This is a genomic window from Paeniglutamicibacter gangotriensis Lz1y (genome assembly GCF_000348945.1).
In the GTDB taxonomy this organism is placed as follows: domain Bacteria; phylum Actinomycetota; class Actinomycetes; order Actinomycetales; family Micrococcaceae; genus Paeniglutamicibacter; species Paeniglutamicibacter gangotriensis.
Map to the genome: position 1 here is coordinate 1 of NZ_AOCK01000013.1, position 24815 is coordinate 24815.

At 64.4% G+C, this 24815-nt stretch carries 22 protein-coding genes; 11 read left to right on the forward strand and 11 right to left on the reverse strand.

Features of this window, described 5'->3' with window-relative positions; translation table 11 throughout:
* Window positions 1-622: hypothetical protein (locus ADIAG_RS17880; RefSeq protein WP_043475885.1), on the reverse strand; the 622-nt coding region annotated here is incomplete at its 3' end.
* A 190-nt stretch (window positions 623-812) separates the two neighbouring features.
* Here ADIAG_RS17880 and ADIAG_RS17885 point away from each other — a divergent pair.
* Together ADIAG_RS17885 and ADIAG_RS17890 are read left to right on the forward strand one after the other, a co-directional pair.
* A complete protein-coding gene (locus tag ADIAG_RS17885) occupies window positions 813-1718 on the forward strand; it encodes a hypothetical protein (RefSeq protein WP_007272838.1) in 906 nt (301 codons plus the stop codon).
* A gap of 60 nt (window positions 1719-1778) precedes the next feature.
* Window positions 1779-2243, forward strand: coding sequence for a subtilase-type protease inhibitor (locus ADIAG_RS17890; RefSeq protein ID WP_152426211.1), 465 nt, complete (start codon window positions 1779-1781; stop codon window positions 2241-2243).
* A gap of 16 nt (window positions 2244-2259) precedes the next feature.
* Here the strand turns inward: ADIAG_RS17890 and ADIAG_RS17895 are convergent, their stop codons facing one another.
* Both ADIAG_RS17895 and ADIAG_RS17900 read right to left on the reverse strand, forming a co-directional pair.
* Window positions 2260-2925 (reverse strand): response regulator, encoded by a 666-nt coding sequence (locus ADIAG_RS17895; protein ID WP_007272840.1) that lies wholly within the window; start codon window positions 2923-2925, stop codon window positions 2260-2262.
* Between the two features lie 2 nt (window positions 2926-2927).
* Window positions 2928-4640, reverse strand: a complete 1713-nt coding sequence (locus tag ADIAG_RS17900) for a sensor histidine kinase (protein ID WP_007272841.1) — start codon at window positions 4638-4640, stop codon at window positions 2928-2930.
* 207 nt (window positions 4641-4847) lie between these two features.
* Between ADIAG_RS17900 and ADIAG_RS17905 the strand changes: the two genes are divergently transcribed.
* Complete coding sequence (locus tag ADIAG_RS17905; protein WP_007272842.1) at window positions 4848-6275, forward strand: CitMHS family transporter; 1428 nt, start codon at window positions 4848-4850, stop codon at window positions 6273-6275.
* A gap of 129 nt (window positions 6276-6404) precedes the next feature.
* Window positions 6405-7976, forward strand: a complete 1572-nt coding sequence (locus ADIAG_RS17910) for a Na+/H+ antiporter (RefSeq protein ID WP_007272843.1) — start codon at window positions 6405-6407, stop codon at window positions 7974-7976.
* A 33-nt stretch (window positions 7977-8009) separates the two neighbouring features.
* Here ADIAG_RS17910 and ADIAG_RS17915 read toward each other — a convergent pair whose 3' ends face one another.
* From ADIAG_RS17915 to ADIAG_RS17935, 5 genes are all read right to left on the reverse strand, one after another.
* Entirely contained in the window at window positions 8010-9119 is a 1110-nt protein-coding gene (locus ADIAG_RS17915; RefSeq protein ID WP_007272844.1) for an ABC transporter ATP-binding protein, read from the reverse strand.
* A complete protein-coding gene (locus tag ADIAG_RS17920) occupies window positions 9109-9948 on the reverse strand; it encodes an ABC transporter permease (protein WP_007272845.1) in 840 nt (279 codons plus the stop codon). The genes ADIAG_RS17915 and ADIAG_RS17920 overlap by 11 nt, the downstream gene beginning before the upstream one ends.
* On the reverse strand, window positions 9945-10844 hold the full coding sequence (locus ADIAG_RS17925) for an ABC transporter permease (protein ID WP_007272846.1): 900 nt from the start codon (window positions 10842-10844) through the stop codon (window positions 9945-9947). The genes ADIAG_RS17920 and ADIAG_RS17925 overlap by 4 nt, the downstream gene beginning before the upstream one ends.
* A 39-nt stretch (window positions 10845-10883) precedes the next feature.
* Complete coding sequence (locus tag ADIAG_RS17930) at window positions 10884-12008, reverse strand: ABC transporter substrate-binding protein (RefSeq protein WP_007272847.1); 1125 nt, start codon at window positions 12006-12008, stop codon at window positions 10884-10886.
* A gap of 331 nt (window positions 12009-12339) precedes the next feature.
* Window positions 12340-13281, reverse strand: a complete 942-nt coding sequence (locus tag ADIAG_RS17935; RefSeq protein ID WP_007272848.1) for an NADP-dependent oxidoreductase — start codon at window positions 13279-13281, stop codon at window positions 12340-12342.
* A 355-nt stretch (window positions 13282-13636) separates the two neighbouring features.
* Between ADIAG_RS17935 and ald the strand changes: the two genes are divergently transcribed.
* Window positions 13637-14755, forward strand: coding sequence for an alanine dehydrogenase (ald, locus tag ADIAG_RS17940; protein WP_007272849.1), 1119 nt, complete (start codon window positions 13637-13639; stop codon window positions 14753-14755).
* A gap of 82 nt (window positions 14756-14837) precedes the next feature.
* Here the strand turns inward: ald and ADIAG_RS17945 are convergent, their stop codons facing one another.
* Window positions 14838-15239 carry a YchJ family protein gene (locus ADIAG_RS17945; protein WP_043475888.1) on the reverse strand — a complete coding sequence of 134 codons (402 nt, stop codon included), beginning with the start codon at window positions 15237-15239 and terminating at the stop codon, window positions 14838-14840.
* A gap of 200 nt (window positions 15240-15439) precedes the next feature.
* Here ADIAG_RS17945 and purS point away from each other — a divergent pair, with 200 nt between their 5' ends.
* The 6 genes from purS to ADIAG_RS17975 all read left to right on the forward strand — a co-directional run bounded on the left by purS (window position 15440) and on the right by ADIAG_RS17975 (window position 23608).
* Entirely contained in the window at window positions 15440-15691 is a 252-nt protein-coding gene (purS, locus tag ADIAG_RS17950) for a phosphoribosylformylglycinamidine synthase subunit PurS (RefSeq protein ID WP_007272851.1), read from the forward strand.
* A complete protein-coding gene (gene purQ / locus ADIAG_RS17955; RefSeq protein ID WP_007272852.1) occupies window positions 15691-16446 on the forward strand; it encodes a phosphoribosylformylglycinamidine synthase subunit PurQ in 756 nt (251 codons plus the stop codon). The genes purS and purQ overlap by 1 nt, the downstream gene beginning before the upstream one ends.
* Before the next feature lie 38 nt (window positions 16447-16484).
* Complete coding sequence (gene purL / locus ADIAG_RS17960; RefSeq protein ID WP_043475955.1) at window positions 16485-18770, forward strand: phosphoribosylformylglycinamidine synthase subunit PurL; 2286 nt, start codon at window positions 16485-16487, stop codon at window positions 18768-18770.
* Window positions 18771-19084: 314 nt separating this feature from the next.
* Window positions 19085-20419 (forward strand): Fic family protein, encoded by a 1335-nt coding sequence (locus ADIAG_RS17965; protein WP_007272854.1) that lies wholly within the window; start codon window positions 19085-19087, stop codon window positions 20417-20419.
* Between the two features lie 241 nt (window positions 20420-20660).
* The gene (locus ADIAG_RS17970; RefSeq protein ID WP_007272855.1) at window positions 20661-22565 is read left to right on the forward strand and encodes an FAD-binding monooxygenase; all 1905 of its coding nucleotides are present in this window, start codon (window positions 20661-20663) and stop codon (window positions 22563-22565) included.
* A gap of 260 nt (window positions 22566-22825) precedes the next feature.
* A complete protein-coding gene (locus tag ADIAG_RS17975; protein ID WP_007272856.1) occupies window positions 22826-23608 on the forward strand; it encodes an SDR family oxidoreductase in 783 nt (260 codons plus the stop codon).
* Window positions 23609-23708: 100 nt separating this feature from the next.
* Here the strand turns inward: ADIAG_RS17975 and ADIAG_RS17980 are convergent, their stop codons facing one another.
* A complete protein-coding gene (locus ADIAG_RS17980; protein ID WP_007272857.1) occupies window positions 23709-23999 on the reverse strand; it encodes an antibiotic biosynthesis monooxygenase family protein in 291 nt (96 codons plus the stop codon).
* Window positions 24000-24092: 93 nt separating this feature from the next.
* Window positions 24093-24758 (reverse strand): DNA alkylation repair protein, encoded by a 666-nt coding sequence (locus ADIAG_RS17985; protein ID WP_007272858.1) that lies wholly within the window; start codon window positions 24756-24758, stop codon window positions 24093-24095.
* Window positions 24759-24815 lie beyond the last annotated feature (57 nt).

The following is a 24815-nucleotide window of genomic DNA, read 5'->3' on the forward strand; positions in this document are numbered from 1 at the left end:
AGTCGTAGGTGTAGGCCAGGCGGCGGACTTGGTCGGTGAGCATGCGCTCTCCCATACCTTCCAGGGCACCGGGGGAACGGAGCAGGTCTGCGTCGAGCTGTTGGCGGTCTGCCGCCAGCAGGTGCGCGGATTCCTTGTCGATGATCATGGCCTGGGTTTCGTTGATGTCCCCGGCCAGTAGGGCTGCGAAGGTCAGGGGCAGGTCGGCGATCATGCGGGCGCAGTAGGCCATGAAGGCCCGGCCCTTGGCCGAGGATTCGCGGCGGGCTTGGCCTGCTTGGACTCCGATGCCGTAGGCGGGATTGTTTTCGTGGGTTCCGGATTCGACACGGATCTCCACCAGGCCTTTTTCCATCATGGATGCTGCAACGACTTGGGCTCCGCAGGCGGTGCCTTTGATCCGTTCGATCCTTTCCATGATTTCGTATTGCTCTGCGGCGGTGCCGCCGGGGAATAGTTGCGCTAGTCCGTTGCGGATGGTTTCGAGGTAGGCGAGGTCTTCGGTGTGGCTCCTGCCCGGGCGCGGTGGGGCGGGAATGATCCGGGGTGTGGGGTGTCCGGATCCAACGGTTTCGTCTGGAGGTTCGCCTCGCGAACCTGTTTGATTCTTTTCTTCGAACATACCTCCATTCTACGCTTGGGAACCGACGATTTGAAGAGGTAACTCTTTCTTGGGATTCGCTAAAGTCTCATGTCAGGTGTTGATTTTGGTTATCCACAGTACGACGGTAGACCCTTGACAAACCGGGCATCCCCGGAGCGCCAAAAAATCGAAATTGAGCCTGACAACTACTCCAAGCGATAATGAATAGATGCTTCCCTCCACGCTCACCTGGCTGCCCGAAGAGCAGTGGCGATCCGCGGCCGACGCCCACCGGGCACGAGCCACACGATTTGGCGAGCCTTTCACCGAGCGTCGAATGAAGCGACAAAAACACCCCGTCGAAGATTTCCTCTTCACCTATTACACACAGAAGCCCGGCCAGCTCTACCGCTGGCATCCGGGCCCCGGTGTGGTGCTCGCCGGAGCCGGGGCCGAGGAACGCGCGAACTGGAAGTTCTATCTCGAGGTTGTGCATCCCGAAACCGGCGAGCGCGGCTACACCGTTGACCTCGAGTCCTTCGCACACACCCGCACCGATGCCATTCGTTTTGCCAACGTCATCCTGGCCGGTGCCGTCACCCGCCCCGGGAACTTTGCTTGCTTCGGGCTGCACGAGTGGGCGATGGTCTACAAATCCGCGGGAAACGGGATCCGGCACGAATACTTGCCGTTGCGTCTGGGTGCCGAGGGGACCGACGCGGTGGTCGAGGAACACCGGATCCGCTGCACGCATTTTGATGCCTTTCGCTTCTACACACCCGAGGCCGTTCCTTTGAACGCACTGCAGCCCACCCGCGAGACCCAGCGCGACCTGGAGCAGCCCGGATGTCTGCATGCCAACATGGACCTGTACAAATGGGCCTACAAGCTGACCCCGGCGGTACCTAGCGACCTCGTAATGGACTGCTTCGAACTGGCCTGGGACATTCGCAGCATGGACATGCAGGCCTCCCCCTACGACCTGTCCGATTGGGGACAGGAACCCATCCGCATCGAGACACCGGCGGGCAAGTCCGAGTATGTACGCCTGCAGAAGGACTTCGCCGACCGGGCCCAAGAGTTGCGCGCCCGTCTGCTGGCCGTTGCCCAATCATTGCCCTTGCCACAGACTTAAGGGAGCTGGCCAACGTTCCCGGCCGGCGTCAGGCTGGAGGGCCGCACCATGCAGCGCACGATGACTTTGTTGTTAGCCGGGCTGTTGTTGGGTGCCGCCGCACTGCTGGCCGGGTGCGCGGACGATGGCGGAAGCAGCCAGAGCCCCGCTTCGCCCTCATCCACGGGTTCCTCCGTTGAAGCGCCCCTGACCGATCTGCAGGTCTCGATCAGGGCCGATGGCGCCGTCGAGAGTGCGCACTACCGTCTGGTCTGCGACGGAGACGCGCCACTGCCCGAAAGCCAACACCCCAACGCGGCAAAGGCCTGTGAACTGGTTCAGGCCACCCCGGCCCTGCTGGCCAGCCCCAAACCCGGCGTCAACGACGCCTGCACCATGCAATACGGTGGACCGGCGGTGGGCGTGGTCAGCGGGACGCTGGACGGGCGGGTGGTGAACCGCGAATTCAACGTGCGCGACGGCTGCGGTATCTCGGACTGGGATGCGGCCGTGCCGCTGTTGGTCGAGATGCCCTCCCTGCAATGATCCCGGTGCGGTGGGCTCAGTCTTGGACCAGGTAGCGATGCTCGGGCCGGCCCCTGCTGCCATAGACCAGCTCGAGACGCAGCGACCCTGCTTGGACCAGGTTGGCTAGGTAGCGTTGCGCGGTGGCGCGGGAGATCCCTACGGCGGTGACCACCTCCATCACGGTGGCAGGCTCCCCCGCCGCTGCCACCGCTGCCAGTACGGCAGCCTCGGTGGGGGTCGCCGCGGCCACCCCGGCCTCCTCGCCGGAAAGCAGCGCGCGCTGCGCCCTGTCGATGCCCTGCTGGTCAAGTCCCGCGGAACCTTCCAGCTGCCGGCGGTAGCGGGCGTAGCCGCGCAGCCGTGAGGCGAGCACCTTCGGGTCGAAGGGCTTCACCAGGTATCCCAGCGCGCCGCGCCTGATGGCGGTGCGCACCGCATCGACCTCGGTGGCCGCGGAAAGCACAAACGCGTCCACATCCAAGGTCGCCAGCAAATCCAACCCGGACCCCTGCGGTAGGTACACATCCAGCAGCAGCAAATCGGGGCTTCCCTCGGCGACAGCACGGGGCACCATCCGGGCATCGTGCACCGGAGCCAGGGCGCGGAAGCCCGGCACTGCGTCGACGTAGCCGGCGTGCAGCGCCGCGACCCGGAAATCGTCGTCGACGACCAGGACCTTGTAGTCGGTGTTCTCGCTCATCTTCACTTCTTCCCTTCGAAGGTTCCGTGTGCCGCCGTGCCCTGCCCTGAGGACAGCACCCCGGGAAGTCTGGCGGCAAAGACCGCTCCGGTGTGTTCGTCGCCGCGGCCCTCGAGCTCCGATCCGGGATCGGCGATCCAGACGTCCCCGCCGCGGGTGCGGGCCAGTCGGCGGATCAGCGGCAGTCCCACGCCCTGGCCGTGTTCCTCTGATTCGGGCAGCGTCCCGGTACTGACGCCTTCGGCGAAGACCTCAAGCCCCGGTTCGACCCCCGTCCCGGAGTCGGCCACGGCCAGGTGCAAGGTGCTGCCCTCGGAGAGCAGGTCCACCTCGACCCAGCGCGGCGTCGGGCCTTGCACCGCGGCACGCAGCGCATTGTCGATCAGGTTGCCCAGCACCGCGGTGGCGTCCTGCGCGTCGTTCAGCCGCCCATAGAGCGCGCTGGCCTCTCCGACCCGCAGCACCACGCCGCGTTCGTACGCCTGGACGCCCTTGGCCCCGAGGAAGGCGCGCAGGTAGGTGTCCTCGATGGCCGCAAGGTTCTGCACCGGTTCGCGCACCGGCCCAGAATCGATGACTTCGCCCAGATAGTCGCGGGCTTCGGCCACGTCCCCGTGGTGCAGCAACCCGGAGATGGTGTGCAGCCGGTTGGCGAACTCGTGGCGTTGGGCGCGCAGCGCGCCGGCCATGGTCTCCACCGCATCCAACCGCTCACCGAGGGTCTCGATGGTCGTGACATCACGCAAGAGCACCACCTGGCCCAGGTCGGAGCCGTCGCGGGTCACCTGGTGCACGGTGGCGACCAGTGCAGCCTGCTCGGTTTCCAGGCGCAGTGTGGCCCCGGTGCCCTCGGCGATGGCAGCAACCAACGGCGCGGGCAGCTTCGCTTGGGCATAGGGCAAGCCGATGATGTCGTCCGATTCGTGGCGGTGCGGCAGGCCAAGCATGATCCGGGCGGCCTTGTTGCGCACCGAAATCCTTCCGTCCGGTCCGATGCCGATGACGCCGTCGGCCACTCCGTAGAGCACCGCGTCGCGATCGCGCAGCAGCTGTGCCATCTCGGCCGGCTCCAAGCCCAAGGTCTGGGATTTGAGCCGACGCACCAACCAGCGGGTGGAGACCGCGGACAGGAGCAACGCTCCCAGCCCCAGACCCAGCACCCAGGCGGTGGCGGTGCGCAGCCGCACGGCAAGTTCCTGGACCCCGACCCCGACGCTGACCTCGCCCACCACCGTGCCGGTGCCCGGGGCGAACACCGGGACCTTGGCGCGCACCGATTCGCCCAGGGTGCCGTGCTCGCGGGAGACCGATTCGCTTCCGGACAGCGCCGCCGGGTGGGTGGAAACCTTCTGCCCGATCAAGGCGGGTGTCGGATGTGCCAGGCGGATCCCGCGGTCCTCGGTAACCACCACAAAAAACGCGCCGGTGCGCAGCCGCACGGCCTCGGCCGCCTCCTGCACCGGCCCGGCGCGCAGCGCTGCCGAATCCAGATCCTGCGCGTCGGCGTAGCGCTTCACCTGCGTTTGGAGTTCCGGGTCGGCTGCCAGTGTGCGGGCGATGGCCAGGGCCCGTCCCTGCGCCTGGTCGTTGACGCGCTCGACGGTCACCCACAGGGCGCCGGCCGCGGCCGCCAGAATCATCAGCCCGACCACCACAAACTGCAGGGTCATGATGCGGGCGGCGAAGCCGCGCCCGGGCTTGGGCTCGTGAGGCATGCAACCAGTGTAGAACCCGCGGTGGGCTTTATGAGCAAAAAAGGTTTTAGGGGAAGAACGGGGCTTTGTGCGCACAACCACATCGGCGTGATCGGGAACACGTAGCGTTATGCATCACGGCGCACGGACCGGTTCTCGTTTCCTCTTCCGCGTCGCCGACTCCCATCATCTGCGTTTACACGCACCACTTTTCGAAGGAGACCCCCCATGCTGGTAGCACTCGGGTTCCTGATGGTCGCCACCTTCATGGCGCTCATCATGACCAAGCGCATGACCCCGTTGCTGGCGCTGATCATCGTCCCGACCGTCTTCGGCCTGTTCGCCGGCGCCGGCCTGGGACTGGGCGATATGGTCATGGACGCCGTGAAGTCCATGTCCGGAACCGCGGCCCTGTTGATGTTCGCCATCATGTACTTCGGCATCATGATCGACGTGGGGCTCTTCGACAAGCTCGTCGACGGCATCCTGAAGCTGGTCGGCAACGACCCGGCCAAGGTCGTCATGGGCACCGCGGTGCTCACCGGACTGATCTCGCTGGACGGCGACGGATCCACCACCTTCATTGTGGTCACCGCCGCGCTGCTGCCGATCTACCACCGTCTGGGCATGAGCCCGGTGGTGCTGACCTGTGTTGCCGGCTTGACCAACGGCACGCTGAACATCGTCCCGTGGGGAGGCCCGACCGCCCGTGCCGCCGCGGCCCTGCACGTGGATGCCTCGGAGATCTTCGTCCCGATGATCCCCGCGCTAGCCGTGGGCCTGATCGTGGTCTTCGGCTTCGCCTGGACCATGGGCGTCTCCGAACGCAAGCGCCTGCAGCGTGAGGACCCGCTGCGCTGGGGCCCGGGTTCGGTCATGACCGAAGGCACCGGCGGAACCGGTGGAACTTCCGGCTCCGGCAAGACCCCGGCCGGTGGCCGCGGCGTCGCCCTGCTGGACAAGGTTGCTGTCCGCGGCGACGGCACCGAGTCCGCCACCATGGACGGCACCGTGCTGGACCCGACCCGTCCGACCCTGCGCCCGAAGCTGTTCTGGTTCAACCTCTCGATGACCGTGGCCATCTTCGTGCTGCTGATCGCCGATGTGCTGCCACTGTCCTACCTGTTCATGATCGGCACCGCCGTGGCCCTGCTGGTGAACTTCCCGAAGATTTCGGACCAGGCGAAGATGATCTCCTCCCACGCTTCCTCGGTGATCGCGGTGGTTTCCATGGTGCTGGCCGCCGCGGTACTCACCGGCGTGCTCTCGGGCACCGGCATGGTCGATGCGATGAGCACCTGGCTGGTCGACGTGATCCCCACGACGATGGGCCCCTACCTGGCTATCCTCACCGGCATCATCTCCATCCCCGCCACGTTCTTCATGAGCAACGACGCGTTCTACTTCGGCATCCTGCCGGTGCTCACCGAGGCCGGCGCCCACTACGGCATCGGTGCCGTGGATATGGCCCGCGCCTCGATCACGGGCCAGCCGGTACACATGCAATCCCCCTTGGTCCCCGCGATCCTGCTGCTGGTCTCGATGTCCAAGGTCGATTTGGGCGATCACCACAAGAAGGTCCTCTGGCGTGCCGCGATCGTCGCACTCGTGATGCTCGCCGTCGGTGTGCTCACCGGCGCCATCGGCATCGGCTAAGCAACACCGCACCACACCGCAGCAGGCGGGGAGCCTTGGCTCCCCGCCTGCTGGCGTTTGGGCCCGCGCGTCAGCAGGGCCCACCGAGATGTGAAAAACTGGGGGCACACATCTTGAGGGGAAACACCCATGGAATTCCTGCTGTTGCTCATCGGCCTGCTCTTCGGCACGGTGCTGGTGGTGGGGCTCGGCGAACGGATCCGACTTCCCTACCCGATCTTGATGCTGATGTTCTCCGCCGGTGCCGCGTTCCTGCCCTTCATCCCCGAGGTCCACATCAAGCCGGAACTGATCCTTCCGCTCTTTTTGCCGCCGCTGCTCTACGCCGCCGCGCAGCGCAGCTCCTGGTCGATCTTCAGGTTGCGCTGGCGTTCGCTGGTGCTGTTGGCGGTGCTGCTGGTGGTGGCGACCACCGCCGTGGTGGCCTCGGTGGCCTGGCTGATGATCCCGGCCATGGCCCTGCCGGCGGCGATCGCGCTGGGCGCCATCGTTGCCCCGCCGGACCCGGTGGCAGTGGAATCTGTCGCCGGCAAGGTCAAGATGCGCCGCAAGCTGATCACGGTGCTGCAGACCGAAGGCCTGTTCAACGATGCCATGGCCATCGTGATCTTCCAGGTTGCTGTCACCGCCGCGCTCAGCGGCGGCGAGGTCGGCTGGGATCTGGTTCCCCGGTTCCTGATCGGCGCGGCCGGGGCGATCGTGCTGGGTCTGGCCATGGCCTGGCTGGTCGGCACGCTGAACCGCTTCGTTCCGGACCTGGTCGCCCGCTCGGCCACCACGCTGGTGGCCCCCTATGCCATCTATTTGATCGCCGAAGAAGTGCATTTCTCTGGTGTGGTCGCGGTGGTGGTCACGGCGCTGGAATTGGGCCGGCGCGCCCGCCCGCAGGACTCCGAAGAGCGACTGACCCGCACCGCCTTCTGGGACGTGGTGGAGCTGCTAACCACCGGGGTGGCCTTCGGCCTGGTCGGCATCGAGATGCGCTATATCATCGAAGACGAGGGCGCGAACCTGCTCTCCTTCATTCCCGGGATCGTGGCCATCTGCGCCGCGGTAGTGTTGGTGCGCTTCGCCTGGATGATGGCGATGTACAAGATCGGCGGCACCGAGAAGAAGAACAAGACCCCCGGTTCGCTCAAGGAGGTACTGGTGCTCTCCTGGTGCGGTATGCGCGGACTGGCCACCCTGGCCCTGGCCCTGGCGCTTCCGGCCACGATGTCCAGCGGTGAGCCGTTGGAGGGCCGTAACTTCGTGGTGGCCACAGCCTGCGCGGTGCTCATCACCACGCTGGTCCTGCCCGGGCTCACGCTGCCGGCGTTGATGCGCGCGCTGAAGCTGCCCAACGATCATGCGGTGGAAGAACGCACCCAGCGGGCGCTGGCCCGCCGCGCGGAGAAGGTCGCCCTGGAAACCATGAAGCGTTCCACAGCGGCCTCGGCGCTGCCGCAAAAGCGTCGCGAGGCGCTGGCCCGACGCATGTCTTCGCTGCACACCATCCTCGAGTCGGACCTGGAGCAGGACCCTCAGAAGATGCTTCAGCTCAAGGCGATCCTCACCGTCATGGACGAGGTGCAGCGCGAGGCTCTCGATGCTGCCCGCGGCGAAATGCTCAAGGCCCGCAATGAGCCGGGCAACGACCCGGAGCTGGTGGACCGGGTGCTGCGCCGGCTGGATCTGCGCACCGTCACCCTGGATCACTAGCCGGCAGCCCCGGAAAAACCCGCCTCTGCGCCCTCAGTGCTTGATCCCCTGCAGTGCCACCGGCACTGGGTCGAATCCCAGTTCCACACGCTGGCCCGCCGTGTAGGCGGTGTGGGCATCGTGCTGGACGGCAACGGATGTTTCTCCGGCGTGGTCCTGGACCGCGACCACGGTGCGGCGCATCGAGCCCAGGAACCCCGAGGAGACGATCGTGCCTGGCAGCCCGCCGGCCCCGGGGTCCTCCGCCGTGAAGATCCGAATGTGCTCGGGGCGCACGTAGGCGATCGCCGGCTGCCCGGGTACCGCCCCGTTCTCCGAGGCCACGGGAAGCTGCTGTCCGTGGATCGTGAACCGCCCGTCCTCGAAGCTGCCGGTGATCTGGTTGGAGATCCCCACGAACTCGGCAACAAAGGGGGTTGCCGGGCGATGGTAGAGCCCCTCGGGGGTATCAAACTGTTCGATGCGCCCGGCATTCATCACCGCGACCCTATCGGAGATCGCCAGGGCCTCCTCCTGGTCGTGAGTCACGAACACCGTGGTGATGCCCAGCTCCGTGACAATGGCGCGGATCTGTTCGCGCAATCGGATGCGGACCTTGGCATCCAGTGCCGAGAGCGGCTCATCAAGCAGCAGCGCCCGGGGCCGTGTGACAAGTGCGCGGGCCAGGGCCACGCGCTGCTGCTGGCCGCCGGAGAGCTGGTGCGCATAGCGGTCCCCGTAATCGGCCAGCCCCACTGACTCCAGCGCCTCGGCGACCCGCCGGACGCGTTCGGCGTGCGGAACCTTGCGCATACTGAGTCCGAACTCCACGTTTTTCGCCACGCTCAGGTGCGGGAACAGCGAGTAGGCCTGAAAGACCATACCGATGTCGCGGCGGTTGACCGGAACACCGGAGACGTCCCTCCCGTCGATGAACACCTCACCGCTGGTGACTTCCTCAAGCCCGGCCAGGACGCGCAGCGCGGTGGTCTTTCCGCAACCCGAGGGGCCCAGCAGGCACACCAGTTCCCCCGGCTTGAGCTCCAGGTCGATGCCGTGCAGCACGGTGTTGGAGCCGTAGTTCTTGCTCACCTGCCGCAGCGCGATCCCCGTGCCTTCGGGGACGACTGCAGTGGTGCCGCCGGTAACTGGATCATGTGGCATGTGAAACCTTCTTTTGCTTCGGGGTGCGTGCAGGCGCCATCCTGCCGCGGGTGCTTCCCATGCCGGAGACCAACGCCAACAGGACAAACATGATCAACAGGGACAGCAGAGAAACCAGCACGGCGAGGTAGGGATCGGTCTGCGAGATCTGCAGCAACCCGGTCTGGAAGGTGTCACGGCTCAACAGCGAGGACACCGTGAATTCACCCATGACGATGGCCACGGTGAGCAGCGAGGCCGAGAGCAACCCGCGGCGCAGCCCGGGGATGAGCACCTTGATGAACACCGCCGGCCATCCGGCGCCCAGCGAGCGGGCCGCCTCGCTGAGCACTCGGGCGTCCATGCCGTGCAGGTCCGCGGCGATCGCGCGATAGGCAAAGGGCAGCACCAGCACGCCGTAGGCGAGGAACAGCGTCCATTCCCCGGAGCCCAGGGTGCGGCCCAGGATCCGGTAGATGGGGGCGAACCCGACCACCAGGGCGATGGCGGGGATCGCGATGGGCAGCACCGTCAACAAATCAAGCATCCGCTGCAGCCGCGCAAAGCGCAGGTGCACCCAGATGATCGTCGGGGCGAACACGCACAGCACCAGGCCCAGCGACAGTGCCGAGAGCACCAACGAGTTGCCCAGTCCCCGGGTCAGTGCCCGGTACTGGCGACTGTCCTGCAATTCACCGAGGCCCGCCCAATGTTCGAAGCCGTAGCCGCCGGTGGTGCTGCGCAGCGTGAACTCGGCCATGGCCGCCAGTGGCAGCAGGAAGAGCACCGAGATGACCAAGAGGATGGTGCGGCGCAGGGCCGGACTTGGCGGCGTGGAGACCTGGCTCATTGCTGCCACCGTGCTGCCCTACGCATCAGCAGGCTGTACAGGACCATGACCACGGCCATCACCAGGATCATGCCTAGCGCCAGCACCCCGGCGGTGTTGGCCACCGAAGCCCCCGTCTCGCCGATCAGTGCTGCACGGATCTGCAGCGGGACGATCTGCGCCCCCTGGCTGATCAAGGCAGCTGCCGTGGCATAGGAGGAGAAGGAGTTGGCAAAGAGCAGCAACAGGGCTCCCAAGAACGAGGGGGCAAGCACGGGGAAGCCGATGTGCCGCCAGTATTGCCAGCGGTTGGCACCGAGCGTGGCGCTGGATTCGACCCACTGCGGGCGCAGACGCTCGATCGCTGGCAGGAAGGTGATCACCATCAGCGGGATCTGGAAGTACAGGTAGGGAAGGATCAATCCCGGCAGCTGGTAGAGCCAGACTCCTTCGCCATAGATGTCGATGCCCCAGGTGTCGCGCAACCACACCCGCAGGATGCTTTGCGCTCCCATGGTCGCGATGAAGGCGAAGGCCAGCATCACGCCGCCGAATTGGGCGAGCACCGAGGCAGCTGCGTCCATAGAGCGGCGCAGCGGACCGTCGCTTCGCACCCCGGTCAAGGCCCAGCACACCAGGGCACCGAGCACCGCCCCGATGAGTGCGGTGAGAAGGCCGATGAGGCTCGAGGAGCCGAAGGTCTTCCAGATGACGGGGTTCTCGTAGACGGAGAAGTTACCCAGGGTGAAGCTGCCGTCGGCATCAACAAAGCCGCTGCCGATGGCCAGCAGCGTCGGCACCCCCAGGAAAGCGAGGATGTAAAGCGTGAAGGGAAGAAGTCCCAGCCACGAAAGCTTGCGCTTCAGGGGAAACCAGCGCTCCTTGGAATACTCGGTGGGTCCGGGCGGGGCTGCCACTGCGGCACGCCCCGCCCGGCGGATCTGCGAGGATAAAAATTACTGGGTGAGTTCCGACCAGCGCTCGCCCAGCAGCGTGTTTGCCGCCTTGGTTTCGGCTTCGCTGGGCGAGACCCAGTCCGCCGAGGTGGTGCCGAAGGTCGTGCTCTGCAGCAGCGCCTCATCGACGGTGCCGGATTCCTTCAAGGCATCGACTCTCACCGGCACCGAGTTGCCTTCCATGAAGAGCAGTTGTACCTCGTCGGAGAAGATCCATTCCTGCCACAGGCGGGCGGCGGCGGGGTGCGGCGCGTCGGCGTTGATCGCCTCGTTGTAGAACGAGACATATGCTGCGCCCGGCAGGATGGTTGCCTTGAAATCGGGGTTTCCCGCGGTGGCGGCGGCGTTGTTGAAGGACCAGTCGAAGACTACCGGGGTCTCGCCCGAGGCGATGGTCGCCGGCGTCGGATCGACGGTCAGGAAGTTTCCTGCGTCCTTGAGCTTGAGCATCCAGTCGATGCCCGGGCCGAAGTCAGCCACGCTTCCGCCGGCCAACTCAGAGATGGTACCCATGGCCGCGAAAGCGGCCCCCGCCTGCGTCGGGTCCCCATTCAGGGCCACTGCGCCCTTATAGTCCTCGCCCAGCAGCCCCTCTAGGTCCTTGGGCTCCGGGACGTTGGACGAGTCGTAGCCCACCGACATGATCCCGGTGTAGTTGTTGACCCACAATCCTTCGGGGTGTTTGTTGGCCTCGGGAATCGAGTCCCAGGTCTCGACCTTGTACGGGGCGAATTTGTCGGTGTTTGTCAGGGCGACTGCCGCCCCGAGGTCAAAGACGTCGGGCGCAGTGTCCTGGCCCTTCTGGTTGACTGCCGCCTGGATCTCCTCCGCCGAGGAGGCATTCGGGTTGGCCGAGTTCACCTCGATATCGTATTTTTCCTCAAACCCGGTGATGACTGCGCCGTAGTTGGCCCAGTCTTCCGGAAGTGCGATGACGTTCAACTCGCCTTCCAGTTCGGCTGCCTCGACCAGCTTCTCGATGCCGCCGAAGTCCGCGGCGCTGACGGCGGTGGCCGCGTCGATACCGTCGACGGATGCGGTGGACCCACCCCCCGAACCACAGGCGGCAAGTGTGGTGGACAGCGCAAGCACGACCGAAACGGCCAGCAAAGAACGACGCTTCATGTAAGAGGTTCCTTCCCCCAAGAATTCACAAACCATTAAAGGGCATGACTGACGCGACTACGTTCAGCATCCTTGGATCGGATGGCCCACTGACACAACCTACGGATGCCGAGAGGCCGAGGCATGGACCGAAATTGAACACTCCATGAAATCCCGGGTAAATCGCCGCCTCATCTTCTCCGCGGACCCTGGCGGCGCGCACCGACGGAACCTGTGCGTGCGGAACAACAAAAGCGGCCCCGACTCCCCGTGTTTCCCGGGGAATCGGGGCCGCGTAGCACCTCGTCGGAGCACCTATTGGCTGCAGGCGACCGACGGAGCCCGTCGAACGTCAGTCCGTGAAGCCGGTCAGCACGATTTTGCCTCCGGCGTGCCCGCCCATGCTTTCGGTGATTGCCGCGGCGGCCTCCTGCATCGGGTAGCTGGAGACGACGTGGACGCCGAGTGTGCCGGCCTCAACCAACTCGTTGAGCCGGGCCAGTTCCCGCCCATCGGGCCGCACCCAGATGTAGCGTCCGCCGTGCTCGCCCACGGATCCATCGGCGATCGACACGTGCTTCCCCGATTCCTTCAGCACCGCCAGGGTGTCCTCGAGCGCCTCACCGTGGAAGTCCGCCACCGCGTCGACTCCCTCGGGAACCAGCGCACGCACCGCAGCAACCAGACCCGAACCATAGGTGAGCGGTTCGGCGCCCAATCCGGCGAGCAGGTCGTGGTTCTTTTCCGAGGCGGTGGCCAGCACCCGAACCCCGGCCTGATGGGCGATCTGGATCGCCGCCTGTCCCACACCTCCGGCGCCGTTGTGGATCAGCAGGCTCTGTCCGGGGGCCAGCTGAAGCGCATCAAGGGCGCGCAGCGCGGTCCCGCCGGTCAACGGCAGCGCTGCGGCCTCTTCGAAGGAGAGCTGCGTTGGCTTGTGCGCCACGGCCCCGGCGGGCAGCGTGAGGTATTCGGCGAAGGAACCGATCCCCACGGTGTCGCGCCGGCCGTAGGCGTGAACCTCGTCGCCGATATTGAACTCGGGGGTGTCAAAACCGACGGCATCCACCACGCCTGCAACATCCCAGCCGGGAACTGCCGGGAAGTCCACCGCCATGATCGGGTCGAGGTATCCGGCCATGACCTTCCAGTCCACCGGGTTCACTCCTGCCGCCTTGATCTTGATCCGCACCGTTCCCGGTCCGACCTTCGGCAGCGGAAGTTCGAGCTGCTCCAGTTTCTCCACGCCACCGTAGCTCGCATACGCCATGGCCTTCATCGTTTGCTCATTCATGGTTTTTCCTGCTTTCGTTTCCGGGTTGGCCGGTCTCCCCATGGACAACCACGCCCGGGCCGAAATTATTCGTGGTTTCCTCACCCCTGTGGGCAACGACATCGGCACGGGATCAGATACGACGGCCCGACCCAGGACTTCTCCCATTATTCGCGTTGCTTCGCGGGCCTGCGCCCTGGTGTGCGCCCGCTTCCGGCCCGGCGCATCGTGGCGCCGGCCAGCCCGGTTGCCGTGCTGTAGCAACACCAGCACCTTGACATAAACCCGCGATTCCGGGCCTTTACCGCGCCCGAGGCCTAGACTCATCACCATCGCCCCGGATGGGGGCTGCCCTAAACCTCAGGAGAATTTTCCCATGATCGTTGCCGTGCCCAAGGAAACCAAGGACAACGAATTGCGTGTGGCCATCACCCCGGCCGGTGTTTCGGAGTTCGTGGCGCACGGCCACCAGGTCGTCGTCCAGGCTGGTGCCGGAATCGGCTCGGGCATCGAGGACGCCCACTACCTCGAGGCCGGAGCACGGATCGCCGACGACGCGCAGGCCACGTGGGCAGCAGGGGACATGGTGCTCAAGGTCAAGGAGCCCATCAACGAGGAATACGGCTTGCTGCGTGCCGGACAGATCCTGTTCACGTACCTGCATCTGGCGGCCTCCCGCGAGTGCACCGATGCGCTGCTCGCCGCAGGAAGCACCGCCATCGCCTATGAGACCGTGACCAGGGGCCGGACCCTGCCCCTGTTGGCCCCGATGAGCGAGGTCGCCGGCCGGCTGGCCGCACAGATCGGCGCCTACACCCTGCTGCAGCCCGCGGGAGGTTCGGGGATCCTGATGGGCGGTGTTCCCGGGACCCGCCCGGCCAAGGTCCTGGTGATCGGCGGCGGTGTCGCCGGGGAAAATGCCGCGGCAGCTTCCGCAGGACTCGGTGCCGAGGTCACCATCGTCGATGTGAACCTGGCCCGCCTGAAGGAAATTGACACCACGCACAACGGCCGGATCAAGACTTTAGCCTCCTCCACCCACGCCATTGCCCTCGAGGTCGCCGATGCCGACCTGGTCATTGGCTCGGTGCTGATCCCCGGGGCCGCGGCACCGAAACTGGTCACTCTGGAGATGGTTCAGAAAATGCGTCCGGGCTCGGTGCTGGTGGACATCGCCATCGACCAAGGCGGCTGCTTCGAGGGCTCGCACCCCACCACGCACGCGGCACCGACGTTCACGGTGCACGACGCCCTGTACTACTGCGTGGCCAATATGCCCGGCGCCGTCCCACAGACTTCGACCGCAGCGTTGACCAACGCCACCCTGCCATACGCGCTGCGCATTGCCGACAAGGGCTGGAAGCAGGCGATGGCCCAGGATGCGGGCCTCGCCAACGGTCTGATGGTGCATGAGGGCTCGTTGGTCTTCGGGCCTGCGGCTGAGGCCTTGGGTCTGGAGCACGTGTCGATCGAGAGCGTGCTGGCCGGGGCCTGAGCACGCCGCATCCGTTAACGACTGACGCCGGCTACTCGCACCATGGTGGGAGTAGCCGGCGTCAGCTGGCGGTTCTTCCCGCTTAGTCTTCGCCGTCGACGTAGTACCAGCGACCGTCTTCGCGGACGAACTCGCTGATCTCGTGCTGGGAGCTTGAATGGTTCAGCAAGCTGTAGTGGGCCTCGAACTCGACGACGCCGCGGCTATCGAAGGGGCCACCGGACTCGGTGCGGATGATGTCCAACCGGTGCCAGATCATGGCTTCGTCGACCACCAAGTCCGTCGGGCGGGTTTTTGCATGCCAAGTCGCCAGCAGGTATTCGGGCAGATTCACGGCGAAGGCGCTAAAGCGTGAGCGCATCAGCGCCACGGCGGTTCCCGGCCACGTCGGGGCCTGTGAGTCATTGAAACCTTGGTGATATCCACCACAGCAGGACCCGTAGGGTTCCCCGGAATTGCAGGGGCAGCGTGCGTCTTTTTCCATTGGACAAGCTTAAGGGCAGCAGGAAGCACAAAAAACCACTCGATGGTCCCCGGGTGTGGGGCTGAGTGCCCGGACACAAAATCAGCGGAACGACCCCGGGCCGGTAGACTGAGCAAGCAAGCTCGCGGAGCGCCCCCCACTAGGCGTGAGACGGCACCTCCGCAGGCGATTAACCACCCCTCGCGCACAGGAGAACCCGGATGCCCCGGATCGTTGTTGATGTTATGCCCAAGCCCGAAATCCTTGACCCGCAGGGCAAGGCCATTGTTGGCGCACTTCCCCGCCTCGGATTCACCGCTTTCAGCCAGGTCCGCCAGGGCAAGCGCTTTGAACTGACCGTAGATGGTGAGGTCACCGAGGAAATTCTGGCTCAGGCCCGCACCGCGGCCGAGCGGTTGCTCTCGAACCCGGTCATCGAAGACGTGGTCAACGTCGAGGTTGTCGCAGACTAATGAGTGCAACTGAACTTCCCCTGATCGGCGACTATTCAACGCCCGTCACCGCACTGTCCGGCGCCCGCATCGGCGTCGTCACCTTCCCCGGTACCCTCGATGACCGTGACGCTGCCCGTGCAGTCGGCCTGGCCGGTGCCGAGGCAGTGTCCTTGTGGCACGCCGATTCCGACCTGGCCGACGTCGATGCAGTGGTCATCCCCGGAGGCTTCTCCTACGGCGACTACCTGCGCGCCGGCGCGATCTCCCGCTTCGCCCCGATGATGGACAAGATCATCGACGCGGCGAACTCGGATGCCAAGCTCCCGGTCCTGGGCATTTGCAACGGCTTCCAGATCCTGACCGAGTCGCACCTGTTGCCTGGCTCGATGATCAAGAACGACCACCTGAAGTTCCTCTGCCGCGACCAGGTGTTGCGCGTGGATAACAACAGCACGGCCTGGACCAACCAGTACGCCCAGGGTGAGGAAATCACCGTCGTACTGAAGAACCAGGACGGCCAGTACGTGGCCGACGAAAAGACCCTTGACGCCCTTGAGGCCGAAGGTCGCGTGGCCTTCAGCTACGTGGGCTGGAACCCCAATGGGTCCCGCCGCAACATCGCGGGCATCACCAATGCCGCAGGCAACGTGGTGGGCCTCATGCCGCACCCGGAGCACGCAGTGGAGGCCGGGTTCGGCCCGGACCACACCGGAACCGACGGACTGGGAGTCTTCGCTTCCGTCCTGACCCACCTTGTTGGAGGCCAGAAGTGAGCGCCGCGGAGCAAACTGCAGAGCAGAAGAAGTTCAACATGGACACCGTGGCCAACGCCGCGGCCACTCCGCAGACCGAACTTCCCTGGGCCGAACTCGGCCTGAAGCACAACGAATTCGAGGAAGTCGTCAAGGTCCTGGGCCGCCGCCCCACCGCGGCGGAACTGGCCATGTACTCGGTCATGTGGTCCGAGCACTGCTCTTACAAATCCTCGAAGAACCACCTGCGCCAGTTCGGCGACAAGGTCACCGAGGAGATGAAGAAGGACATGCTCGTGGGCATCGGCGAAAACGCCGGCGTCACCAACCTGGGCGACGGCTGGGCCGTGACCTTCAAGATCGAATCACACAACTCCCCCACCATGATCGAGCCGTACCAGGGTGCGGCCACCGGCATCGGTGGCATCGTGCGCGACATCATCTCCATGGGTGCACGCCCGGTGGCAGTGATGGACCCGTTGCGTTTCGGGGCCATCGACCACCCGGATACCGCGCGGGTGATCCACGGCGCCGTTGCAGGCATCGGCGGCTACGGCAACTCGCTGGGTCTGCCGAACATCGGCGGCGAGGTCGTCTTCGACTCCGTCTACCAGGGCAACCCGTTGGTCAACGCTTTGGCAGTGGGCATCATGCGCCACGAGGACATCCGCCTGGCCAACGCGTCGGGACTGGGCAACAAGGTCGTGCTTTTCGGTGCCCGCACCGGTGGCGACGGCATCGGTGGCGCCTCGATCCTGTCCTCGGAGTCCTTCGACGACACCAAGCCCTCCAAGCGTCCGGCCGTCCAGGTGGGTGACCCGTTTGCCGAGAAGGTGCTCATCGAGTGCTGCCTCGAGCTGTTCAAGGGCTCCCTCGTAGAAGGCATCCAGGACCTCGGCGCCGCGGGCATCTCCTGCGCCACCTCCGAGCTGGCTTCCAATGGCGACGGCGGCATGGATATCGAGCTGACGTCCGTGCTGCTGCGCGATCCTTCGCTGACCCCGGGCGAAATCCTGATGTCCGAGTCGCAGGAACGCATGATGGCCGTCGTCTCCCCCCAGAACGTGGCGGCCTTCGAAGCGGTCATGGACAAGTGGGCCGTGGAATACTCCTGGCTCGGCGAGGTCACCGACACCAACCGCTTGGTCATCAAGTGGGATGGCGAAGTCATCGTGGATGTCGATCCGCGCACCGTGGCACATGACGGACCGGTCTACGACCGCCCGTACGCTCGCCCCCAGTGGCAGGATGCGCTGCAGGCGGACACATTCAAGGCCTCCGCGGCCGGGCAGAACCTGCCGGCCACCGGCGCAGAGCTCCGGGCAGCACTGGTGGAGCTCATGGCTTCGCCGAACATGTGCTCCAAGGACTGGGTCACCAACCAGTACGACCGTTACGTCGGCGGCAACACCGCGCTGGCCACCCCGGATGACGCCGGAGTGATCCGCGTCGATGAGGAAACCGGCATGGGCGTGGCCCTGGCCACCGACGCCAACGGCCGCTACACCTACCTGGACCCGTACCACGGCGCGCAGCTGGCCCTGTCCGAGTCCTACCGCAACGTGGCGACCTCCGGTGCGATCCCGCTGGCGGTCTCGGACTGCTTGAACTTCGGTTCCCCCGAGGACCCGGATGTCATGTGGCAGCTGGCAGAGGCCATTCGCGGCCTCTCGGATGCCTGCATGGAGCTCGGCGTCCCGGTCACCGGCGGCAACGTGTCGCTGTACAACCAGACCGGTACCACCGCCATCCACCCGACCCCGGTCGTGGCGATGCTGGGCAAGTTCGACGACATCGCACGCCGCACCCCCTCGGGCTGGCGCGCGGATGCCGACGGACAGGCCATCTACCTGCTGGGCACCACGTTCGATGAGCTCGATGGGTCGGAATTCGCGAACATCCGCGGGCACCTCGGTGGCATGCCGCCGAAGGTCGACCTTGCGGCGGAGAAGACCCTGGGTGCGATCCTGATCAACGCCTCGCGCGATGGCATGATCGACTCGGCCCACGACCTCTCCGAGGGCGGCCTGGGCGCCGCACTGGGCGAGATGGCGCTGCGCTACGGCGTCGGTGCCCGCGTGGCTCTCGATGATCTGTGCGAGCGCGACGGTGTGGATGCTTTCACCGCGCTGTTCTCCGAGTCGCAGGCCCGCGCCGTCGTCGCGGTTCCGCGTTCGGAAGAGGTCCGCTTCAACGACATGGCCACGGCCCGCCAGTTCCCGGTGGTCCGCCTGGGCGTGGTTGATGCCGCGAGCACCTCGCTGGAGGTCCAGGGCCAGTTCGATTTGGACCTGGCCGAACTGCGCGAGGCCCACGAGGCCACGCTGCCGAAGTACTTCGGCTAAGCACGCACAACAACAGGCTGCGGGGCGTAGGGGATTTTCCCCTACGCCCCGCAGGCGTTTAAGACGTGTTCGGGGGCAACGGGCCTGATCCATCGACGGCAAGCCAGCAGAGCTCACCGGGACAGGACCTCTGCTGCCTGCTGCTTTCCGTTTTGGGAGGCATCCGGATCGATCCGGCCGCCTGCGGCACCGACTCCAAATCAAAATTAGTATTTGGAGTTAATTTGGAGTTGGAGGTCTCGCGCCCGGGTGACTCAGGTTAGAATTACTCCAAATCCAAGCATCTACTTTGACTTTGAGTAAGAAGGTTCCCCATGAAGCTTCCCATGCCAGCCCCGGACTGGACGCACCTACTGAACGTAACGCTGAAAGAGAACCCGAAGAAACTCAACGAGCTCCTCCTCACGCAGTTTGACGACAGCGCCTACCTTCACTGGGACCAGCTTCGATACAAGACACCACCGGCGGGACTAACCCACGAGGAATGGTGGCTCGCACTTAAGTTGCGCCGAAACCAACAACGTCGCCAAGTCGAGCTTTTCGACAAGGAAGGCAATCGTTTTTGGTTCTCGATGACAGATCGACTGCTTCGCCTCAGCGAAGAAGTCGCCCGCCGAGCAGGTGCAAGCATTGCCAATCGCGACCAAATCCTCGGAGCCAAGAACCGCGAGAGCTACATCGTTCGCTCCCTCGTAGAGGAAGCTGTGACCTCGAGCCAGTTGGAAGGAGCCTCCACATCACGAAAGGTCGCCGTGGAGCTTCTGGATTCCGGGCGCGCCCCCCAAGACAAGTCCGAGATGATGATCGTCAACAACTATGTCGCGATGCAGCACGTCAAGGAATCGACAAAATCACCGTTGTCACCGGACTTCGTGCTGGAACTCCATGGAATCCTGACCGAGGGAACCCTCGACGACCCAAACGATGCGGGCAGACTTGAAACGCCGGACCACGATCGCGTTTCCGTCTGGGACAACGAAACCGAGGTCCACGCCCCACCTCCAGCGGAAGAACTACCTCGACGGTTGGCACAATTGTGCGACTTTGCGAACGCCAGCGACGCAGAAGCCGCCTACATCCCCCCAGTGGTGCGCGCGATCATCATTCACTTCATGATGGGGTTTGACCACTACTTTGCTGACGGGAACGGCCGCAATGCCCGGACCTTGTTCTATTGGTCAATGCTCCGGGAGGGATATTGGGTGAGCGAATACGTGACGATCTCGAGGCTCCTCAAGAAGGCCCCCTCAAAATACGGTGCCGCCTACCTGTTCACCGAGGACGACGACGGAGACCTCACCTATTTCATCCACTACCAACTCGATGTGTTCGTCCGCGCTCTCACCGATCTGGATTCCTACCTGAACGCCAAGGGGAAGGAATCAGCGGCCGTGCGTGCCGCACTTGCCGACGCTGGAATCGAACTCAACTTCAGGCAAGCCGACCTATTGGAGAAGTTGGCGCGTCAAGAGGAAGAATCCACCTCAGCGCTGTCGTTTGCGCATAGATATAGGGTCACTGACCAAACCGCCAGAGCAGATCTGGACGCCCTGACGAAACGTGGCTACCTAGTGAAGCACCGCAAGGGTCGCGCCTTCATCTGGAAGGCCACCGAATCCCTGGCAGTCAAGCTCACTCCCAATTCCTAAGAACTCCAAATTAGCTCCAAATTTGGATTTGGAGTTGGAGTTAATTTGGGGTTCCGCCCGCCCCGCAGGGTCCAGTGCGCCCAATGCATTCTCGCGTTGACTACAGCCACTTGTGAGCCACCTCTCCGATACAGTAGAGTTCTGTATCACAGACCAAGTTCTACTATCGAACTCGGTGTTCTAATATCGAACACACTGAGACGATGGTCCGGACTCAATAGCAGCGAAAAGAGGAAATCCCGTGCAGTTCCACCACCACGGTTACGTATCCGGTGACCCGCGTATCAAGCCAGCCGCCGGAGTCGGCATCAACCGCCCGGAGGAACTCCCCGAGGAAGTCGACGTACTCATCGTCGGCTCCGGCCCCGCCGGCATGCTCACCGCCGCCCAACTGTCCCAGTTCCCGGACATCACCACCCGCATCGTGGAACGCCGCGGCGGACGGCTGGAAATCGGCCAGGCCGATGGTATCCAGGCACGCAGCGTCGAGACCTTCCAGGCCTTCGGATTCGCCGAGGCCATCACCGCGGAGGCCTACCGGATCACCGAGATGGCCTTCTGGCGCCCCGACACCGAGAACCCGCAGAACATCGTCCGAGGAGGCCGCGCCCTGGATGACACCGTGGGCATCAGCGAATTCCCGCACCTGATCGTGAACCAGGCTCGCGTGCTCGACTACTTCGCCGAAGTTGCAGCCAACTCCCCCACCCGCCTGACCCCTGACTTCGGCTGGGAATTCCAAAACCTCGAGGTCACAGAGGAAGGCGAGTACCCCGTCAAGGTCACCCTGGTGCGCAGCGCCGGTGAGGATACGGGCACTACACGCATCGTGCACGCCAAGTACGTGGTCGGCGCCGACGGAGCACGCTCCAAGGTCCGCTCCGCGATCGGCTGCACCATGGCCGGAGACCAGGCCAACCACGCCTGGGGCGTCATGGACGTGCTGGCATCCACCGATTTCCCGGACATCCGCCTCAAGTGCGCCATCCAGTCCCACGACGGCGGCTCCATCCTGCTGATCCCGCGCGAGGGCGGCCACCTCTTCCGCATGTACGTCGACTTGGGCGTGGTGCCCGAGGGTGACAACGGCGCGGTGCGCAAGACCAGCATCGAGCAGATCACCGAGCAGGCCAACCAGATCATCCACCCGTACAAGCTCGAGGTGCGCAATGTCGCCTGGAGCAGCGTCTACGAGGTCGGCCACCGCCTCACCGACAGGTTCGACGATGTGCTCCCGGAAGACATCGGCACCCGCAATCCCCGCGTATTCATCACCGGGGACGCCTGCCACACGCACAGTGCCAAGGCCGGCCAGGGCATGAATGTCTCCATGCAGGACGGTTTCAATATCGGCTGGAAGCTCGCCCACGTGTTGGAAGGCCGCAGCCCCGAATCCTTGCTGGCCACCTATTCGGCCGAGCGCCAGATCGTGGCCAAGAACCTTATCGACTTCGACAAGGAATGGTCGACGTTGATGGCCAAGAAGCCCGAGGAATTCGAGAACCCCTCGGATCTCGAGGACTTCTACGTGCGCACCGCCGAGTTCCCGGCCGGGTTCATGACCGAATACGCGCCCTCCATGCTCACCGGCACCCCGACGCACCAGGAGCTGGCCACCGGCTTCCCACTGGGCAAGCGCTTCAAGTCCGCCATGACCTCGCGAGTCTGCGACACCAACCCGATGCACCTGGGCCACCACGCAACTGCCGATGGCCGCTGGCGCATCTATGTCTTCGCCGACCCGGCTGCCCCCGGCGCCGAGTCCCCGGTGGCCGAGCTGGCCCAGTGGCTGGCCACTTCCACCGAGTCTCCGCTGGCTGCGACACCTCAGGGCATGGACCTCGATGCTTGGTTCGATGTGAAGGTCATTTACCAGCAGAAGCACGAAGACATCGACATCAATGCGGTCCCCTCGGTCTTCAAGCCGGAGGTTGGCCCGTTCAAGCTCACCGAATACGAGAAGGTCTACGGTGTCGTTGAAGACAATGACATCTTCGACGTGCGCGGACTCTCCCGCGACGGCGTCATGGTCGTGGTGCGTCCGGACCAGTACGTTGCTAACGTCCTGCCGCTGAGTGCCACCGACGAACTTGCCGAATTCTTTGCGCAGATTCACGCGGAACTGCCCAAGAAGGCCACCGCCTGATTCAGTCTTTTTGAACAGTCGACCCGCAGACGCGGATCGGCAATGTAGTGCCCGCGGCTCCTGCCGCGGGCACTACACTTTTTTGTGCAAGCACCCTCAAGAGCGCCCGGGAAGCACCGCCCGAGCACGGTCGGCACCACCAATAAAGACCCAACAAGGCCGCCTCGCCGCAGGTCACCCAGGAATATTTCAAAAGATACATGTGTTTGCATATATAGCGGTGATCATCCCCGCTGAACTGATCGAAGGGAATTCCACACATGCAGAGGTTCGAAGACAAGACCATCATCATCAGCGGCGCCGGTTCCGGCCTGGGCCGCGCAGCGGCCATCCAGATCGCCAAGGAAAAGGGCAATTTGGCGCTGGTCGACCTGAACCCCGCCGGGCTGAAGGAAACCGAAACGGCCATCCGCGAACTTGTCCCGAACGCGGAAATCCTGTCGCTGAGAACCAACGTCGCAAATGAGTCGGAGGTCGAGGAATACGTCGCTGAAACCGTCAAGCGCTTCGGCCGCATCGATGGTTTCTTCAACAACGCCGGCATCGAAGGCAAGCAGAACCTGACCGAGGACTTCGGCTCGGACGAGTTCAGCAAGGTCGTCGACATCAACCTCAACGGTGTCTTCTACGGGCTCAAGCATGTCCTGAAAATCATGCGCGCCCAGGGCTCCGGCGCCGTGGTGAACACCGCGTCCGTCGGCGGAATTCGAGGGGTGGGCAACCAGTCCGGCTACGCCGCGGCCAAGCACGGCGTGGTGGGCCTGACACGCAACTCCGCCATCGAATACGGCCAGTACGGCATCCAAATCAACGCCATCGCACCCGGTGCCATCATGACCCCCATGGTCGAGGGCTCACTCAAGCAGATCGATCCTCAGAACTGGGAAAAGGTCGGCGAGTCATTCGTCGAGCCCAACCCGATGAAGCGCTTCGGCAAGCCCGAGGAAGTTGGCCAACTGGTCGCATTCTTGCTTTCCGGAGATGCTGGCTTCATCAACGCCGCAGTCATTCCGATCGACGGCGGCCAGTCTTACAAGTACTAATAATCCAAGAACCCGGCCCACCAGGGCCATGGCCTAGGCATGAGGCGGGGTCCGCAGCGATTCGCTGCGGACCCCGCCTCATAGCTGTGCGGCACCGGAACTATCCCAGGTCGACGACCTCGAACTCGAGCAATTCCATGCCGCTGGCTACCGGTGCCTGAGCCGAGTGGTCGTGCCCGGCCCGGTTGGCACGCCAGTTCTCGAAGTCCTCGCGGGTGGCCCACTGGGTATAGACGAAGTAGCGGTCTTCGCCTGCCACGGGGCGCAAAAGCTTAAACCCCTCGAAACCCGGGGAACCATCCACCGAGTGTTTGCGTGCTGCGAAGCGCGCCTCCAATTCGGATCCGGCCTCGACGGGGACCTTGAGCGCGTTGATGACAACGATGGACATTTGTGCTCCTTCCGGGCCCGGCGCCGGTGCGCGGGCCGCTTATTCTTCCAAGCTACCGCATCGCACCGAGGCGCCACGGACGGGCCACTATGATCAGCTTTTTCGATCCACCATTGCGTTGATCCAGATCGGCGCGAACGGGGAGGTGCAGTTCGGTGGCGTCGGATAATCCTTGAGGACCTCCAGGCGTTCGCCGATGTCCAGCGCCCGGGCACGGTGCTCGGCGTGTTCGATGCCAATGGTGGCAAGGGCCTGGTTCATGGCCCACTGCAGCCGATCGGGCTCATCCTTCATCCGGGCCTCGATGACATCCAATAGGGCGGGCAGATTCAGCCCCTCGGGCTTCTTCGCGATCCGTTCGCTGGTCAGCGCCCACCCCGCGCTGGCAACCACAGCATCGGTATCCGCGCTCCAAGCCATCCGCAATTCTTCGGCGTGCTTGGACTTCTTGACCACGTAGTTCACCAGCCAGTCGTGCACCTTGGGTGAGCGCGCCTCGCGCAACATGGTGTCCAGTTCCCGGGGCGTAAATTCCTTGGGCCGGCAGATCAACAGGGCCAGCAGTCGCGCGGCGGTGTCATTGGTGGCCCACAGTCCACGGGCCAATCCATGGTTGGTCTTCACCTTTTTGGCCACGGCCCGCAGCTTGGTCAGGTTCACCCCGTGGTCATCCCCGCGCTTGAGATTCGCCTCGCGAACCTTCGGATCATCGAGCGCGGCCAGCTCGGCCATCACCTCTGCCATTGTCATCTCAGACATGCCATCCTCCCGGTGTATGTTCTTGGTCAAGTCTACGGAGTCCACCCCGCGGAACAA

Excerpts from the sequence above, each read along its gene's own strand:
- ADIAG_RS17885 (WP_007272838.1), top strand. The coding sequence starts at position 813 with ATGCTTCCCTCCACGCTCACCTGGCTGCCCGAAGAGCAGTGGCGATCC.
- ADIAG_RS17890 (WP_152426211.1), top strand. The coding sequence starts at position 1,779 with ATGACTTTGTTGTTAGCCGGGCTGTTGTTGGGTGCCGCCGCACTGCTG.
- ADIAG_RS17895 (WP_007272840.1), bottom strand. The coding sequence starts at position 2,925 with ATGAGCGAGAACACCGACTACAAGGTCCTGGTCGTCGACGACGATTTC.
- ADIAG_RS17900 (WP_007272841.1), bottom strand. The coding sequence starts at position 4,640 with ATGCCTCACGAGCCCAAGCCCGGGCGCGGCTTCGCCGCCCGCATCATG.
- ADIAG_RS17905 (WP_007272842.1), top strand. The coding sequence starts at position 4,848 with ATGCTGGTAGCACTCGGGTTCCTGATGGTCGCCACCTTCATGGCGCTC.
- ADIAG_RS17910 (WP_007272843.1), top strand. The coding sequence starts at position 6,405 with ATGGAATTCCTGCTGTTGCTCATCGGCCTGCTCTTCGGCACGGTGCTG.
- ADIAG_RS17915 (WP_007272844.1), bottom strand. The coding sequence starts at position 9,119 with ATGCCACATGATCCAGTTACCGGCGGCACCACTGCAGTCGTCCCCGAA.
- ADIAG_RS17920 (WP_007272845.1), bottom strand. The coding sequence starts at position 9,948 with ATGAGCCAGGTCTCCACGCCGCCAAGTCCGGCCCTGCGCCGCACCATC.
- ADIAG_RS17930 (WP_007272847.1), bottom strand. The coding sequence starts at position 12,008 with ATGAAGCGTCGTTCTTTGCTGGCCGTTTCGGTCGTGCTTGCGCTGTCC.
- ADIAG_RS17935 (WP_007272848.1), bottom strand. The coding sequence starts at position 13,281 with ATGAATGAGCAAACGATGAAGGCCATGGCGTATGCGAGCTACGGTGGC.
- ald (WP_007272849.1), top strand. The coding sequence starts at position 13,637 with ATGATCGTTGCCGTGCCCAAGGAAACCAAGGACAACGAATTGCGTGTG.
- ADIAG_RS17945 (WP_043475888.1), bottom strand. The coding sequence starts at position 15,239 with ATGGAAAAAGACGCACGCTGCCCCTGCAATTCCGGGGAACCCTACGGG.
- purS (WP_007272851.1), top strand. The coding sequence starts at position 15,440 with ATGCCCCGGATCGTTGTTGATGTTATGCCCAAGCCCGAAATCCTTGAC.
- purQ (WP_007272852.1), top strand. The coding sequence starts at position 15,691 with ATGAGTGCAACTGAACTTCCCCTGATCGGCGACTATTCAACGCCCGTC.
- purL (WP_043475955.1), top strand. The coding sequence starts at position 16,485 with ATGGACACCGTGGCCAACGCCGCGGCCACTCCGCAGACCGAACTTCCC.
- ADIAG_RS17965 (WP_007272854.1), top strand. The coding sequence starts at position 19,085 with ATGAAGCTTCCCATGCCAGCCCCGGACTGGACGCACCTACTGAACGTA.
- ADIAG_RS17975 (WP_007272856.1), top strand. The coding sequence starts at position 22,826 with ATGCAGAGGTTCGAAGACAAGACCATCATCATCAGCGGCGCCGGTTCC.
- ADIAG_RS17980 (WP_007272857.1), bottom strand. The coding sequence starts at position 23,999 with ATGTCCATCGTTGTCATCAACGCGCTCAAGGTCCCCGTCGAGGCCGGA.
- ADIAG_RS17985 (WP_007272858.1), bottom strand. The coding sequence starts at position 24,758 with ATGTCTGAGATGACAATGGCAGAGGTGATGGCCGAGCTGGCCGCGCTC.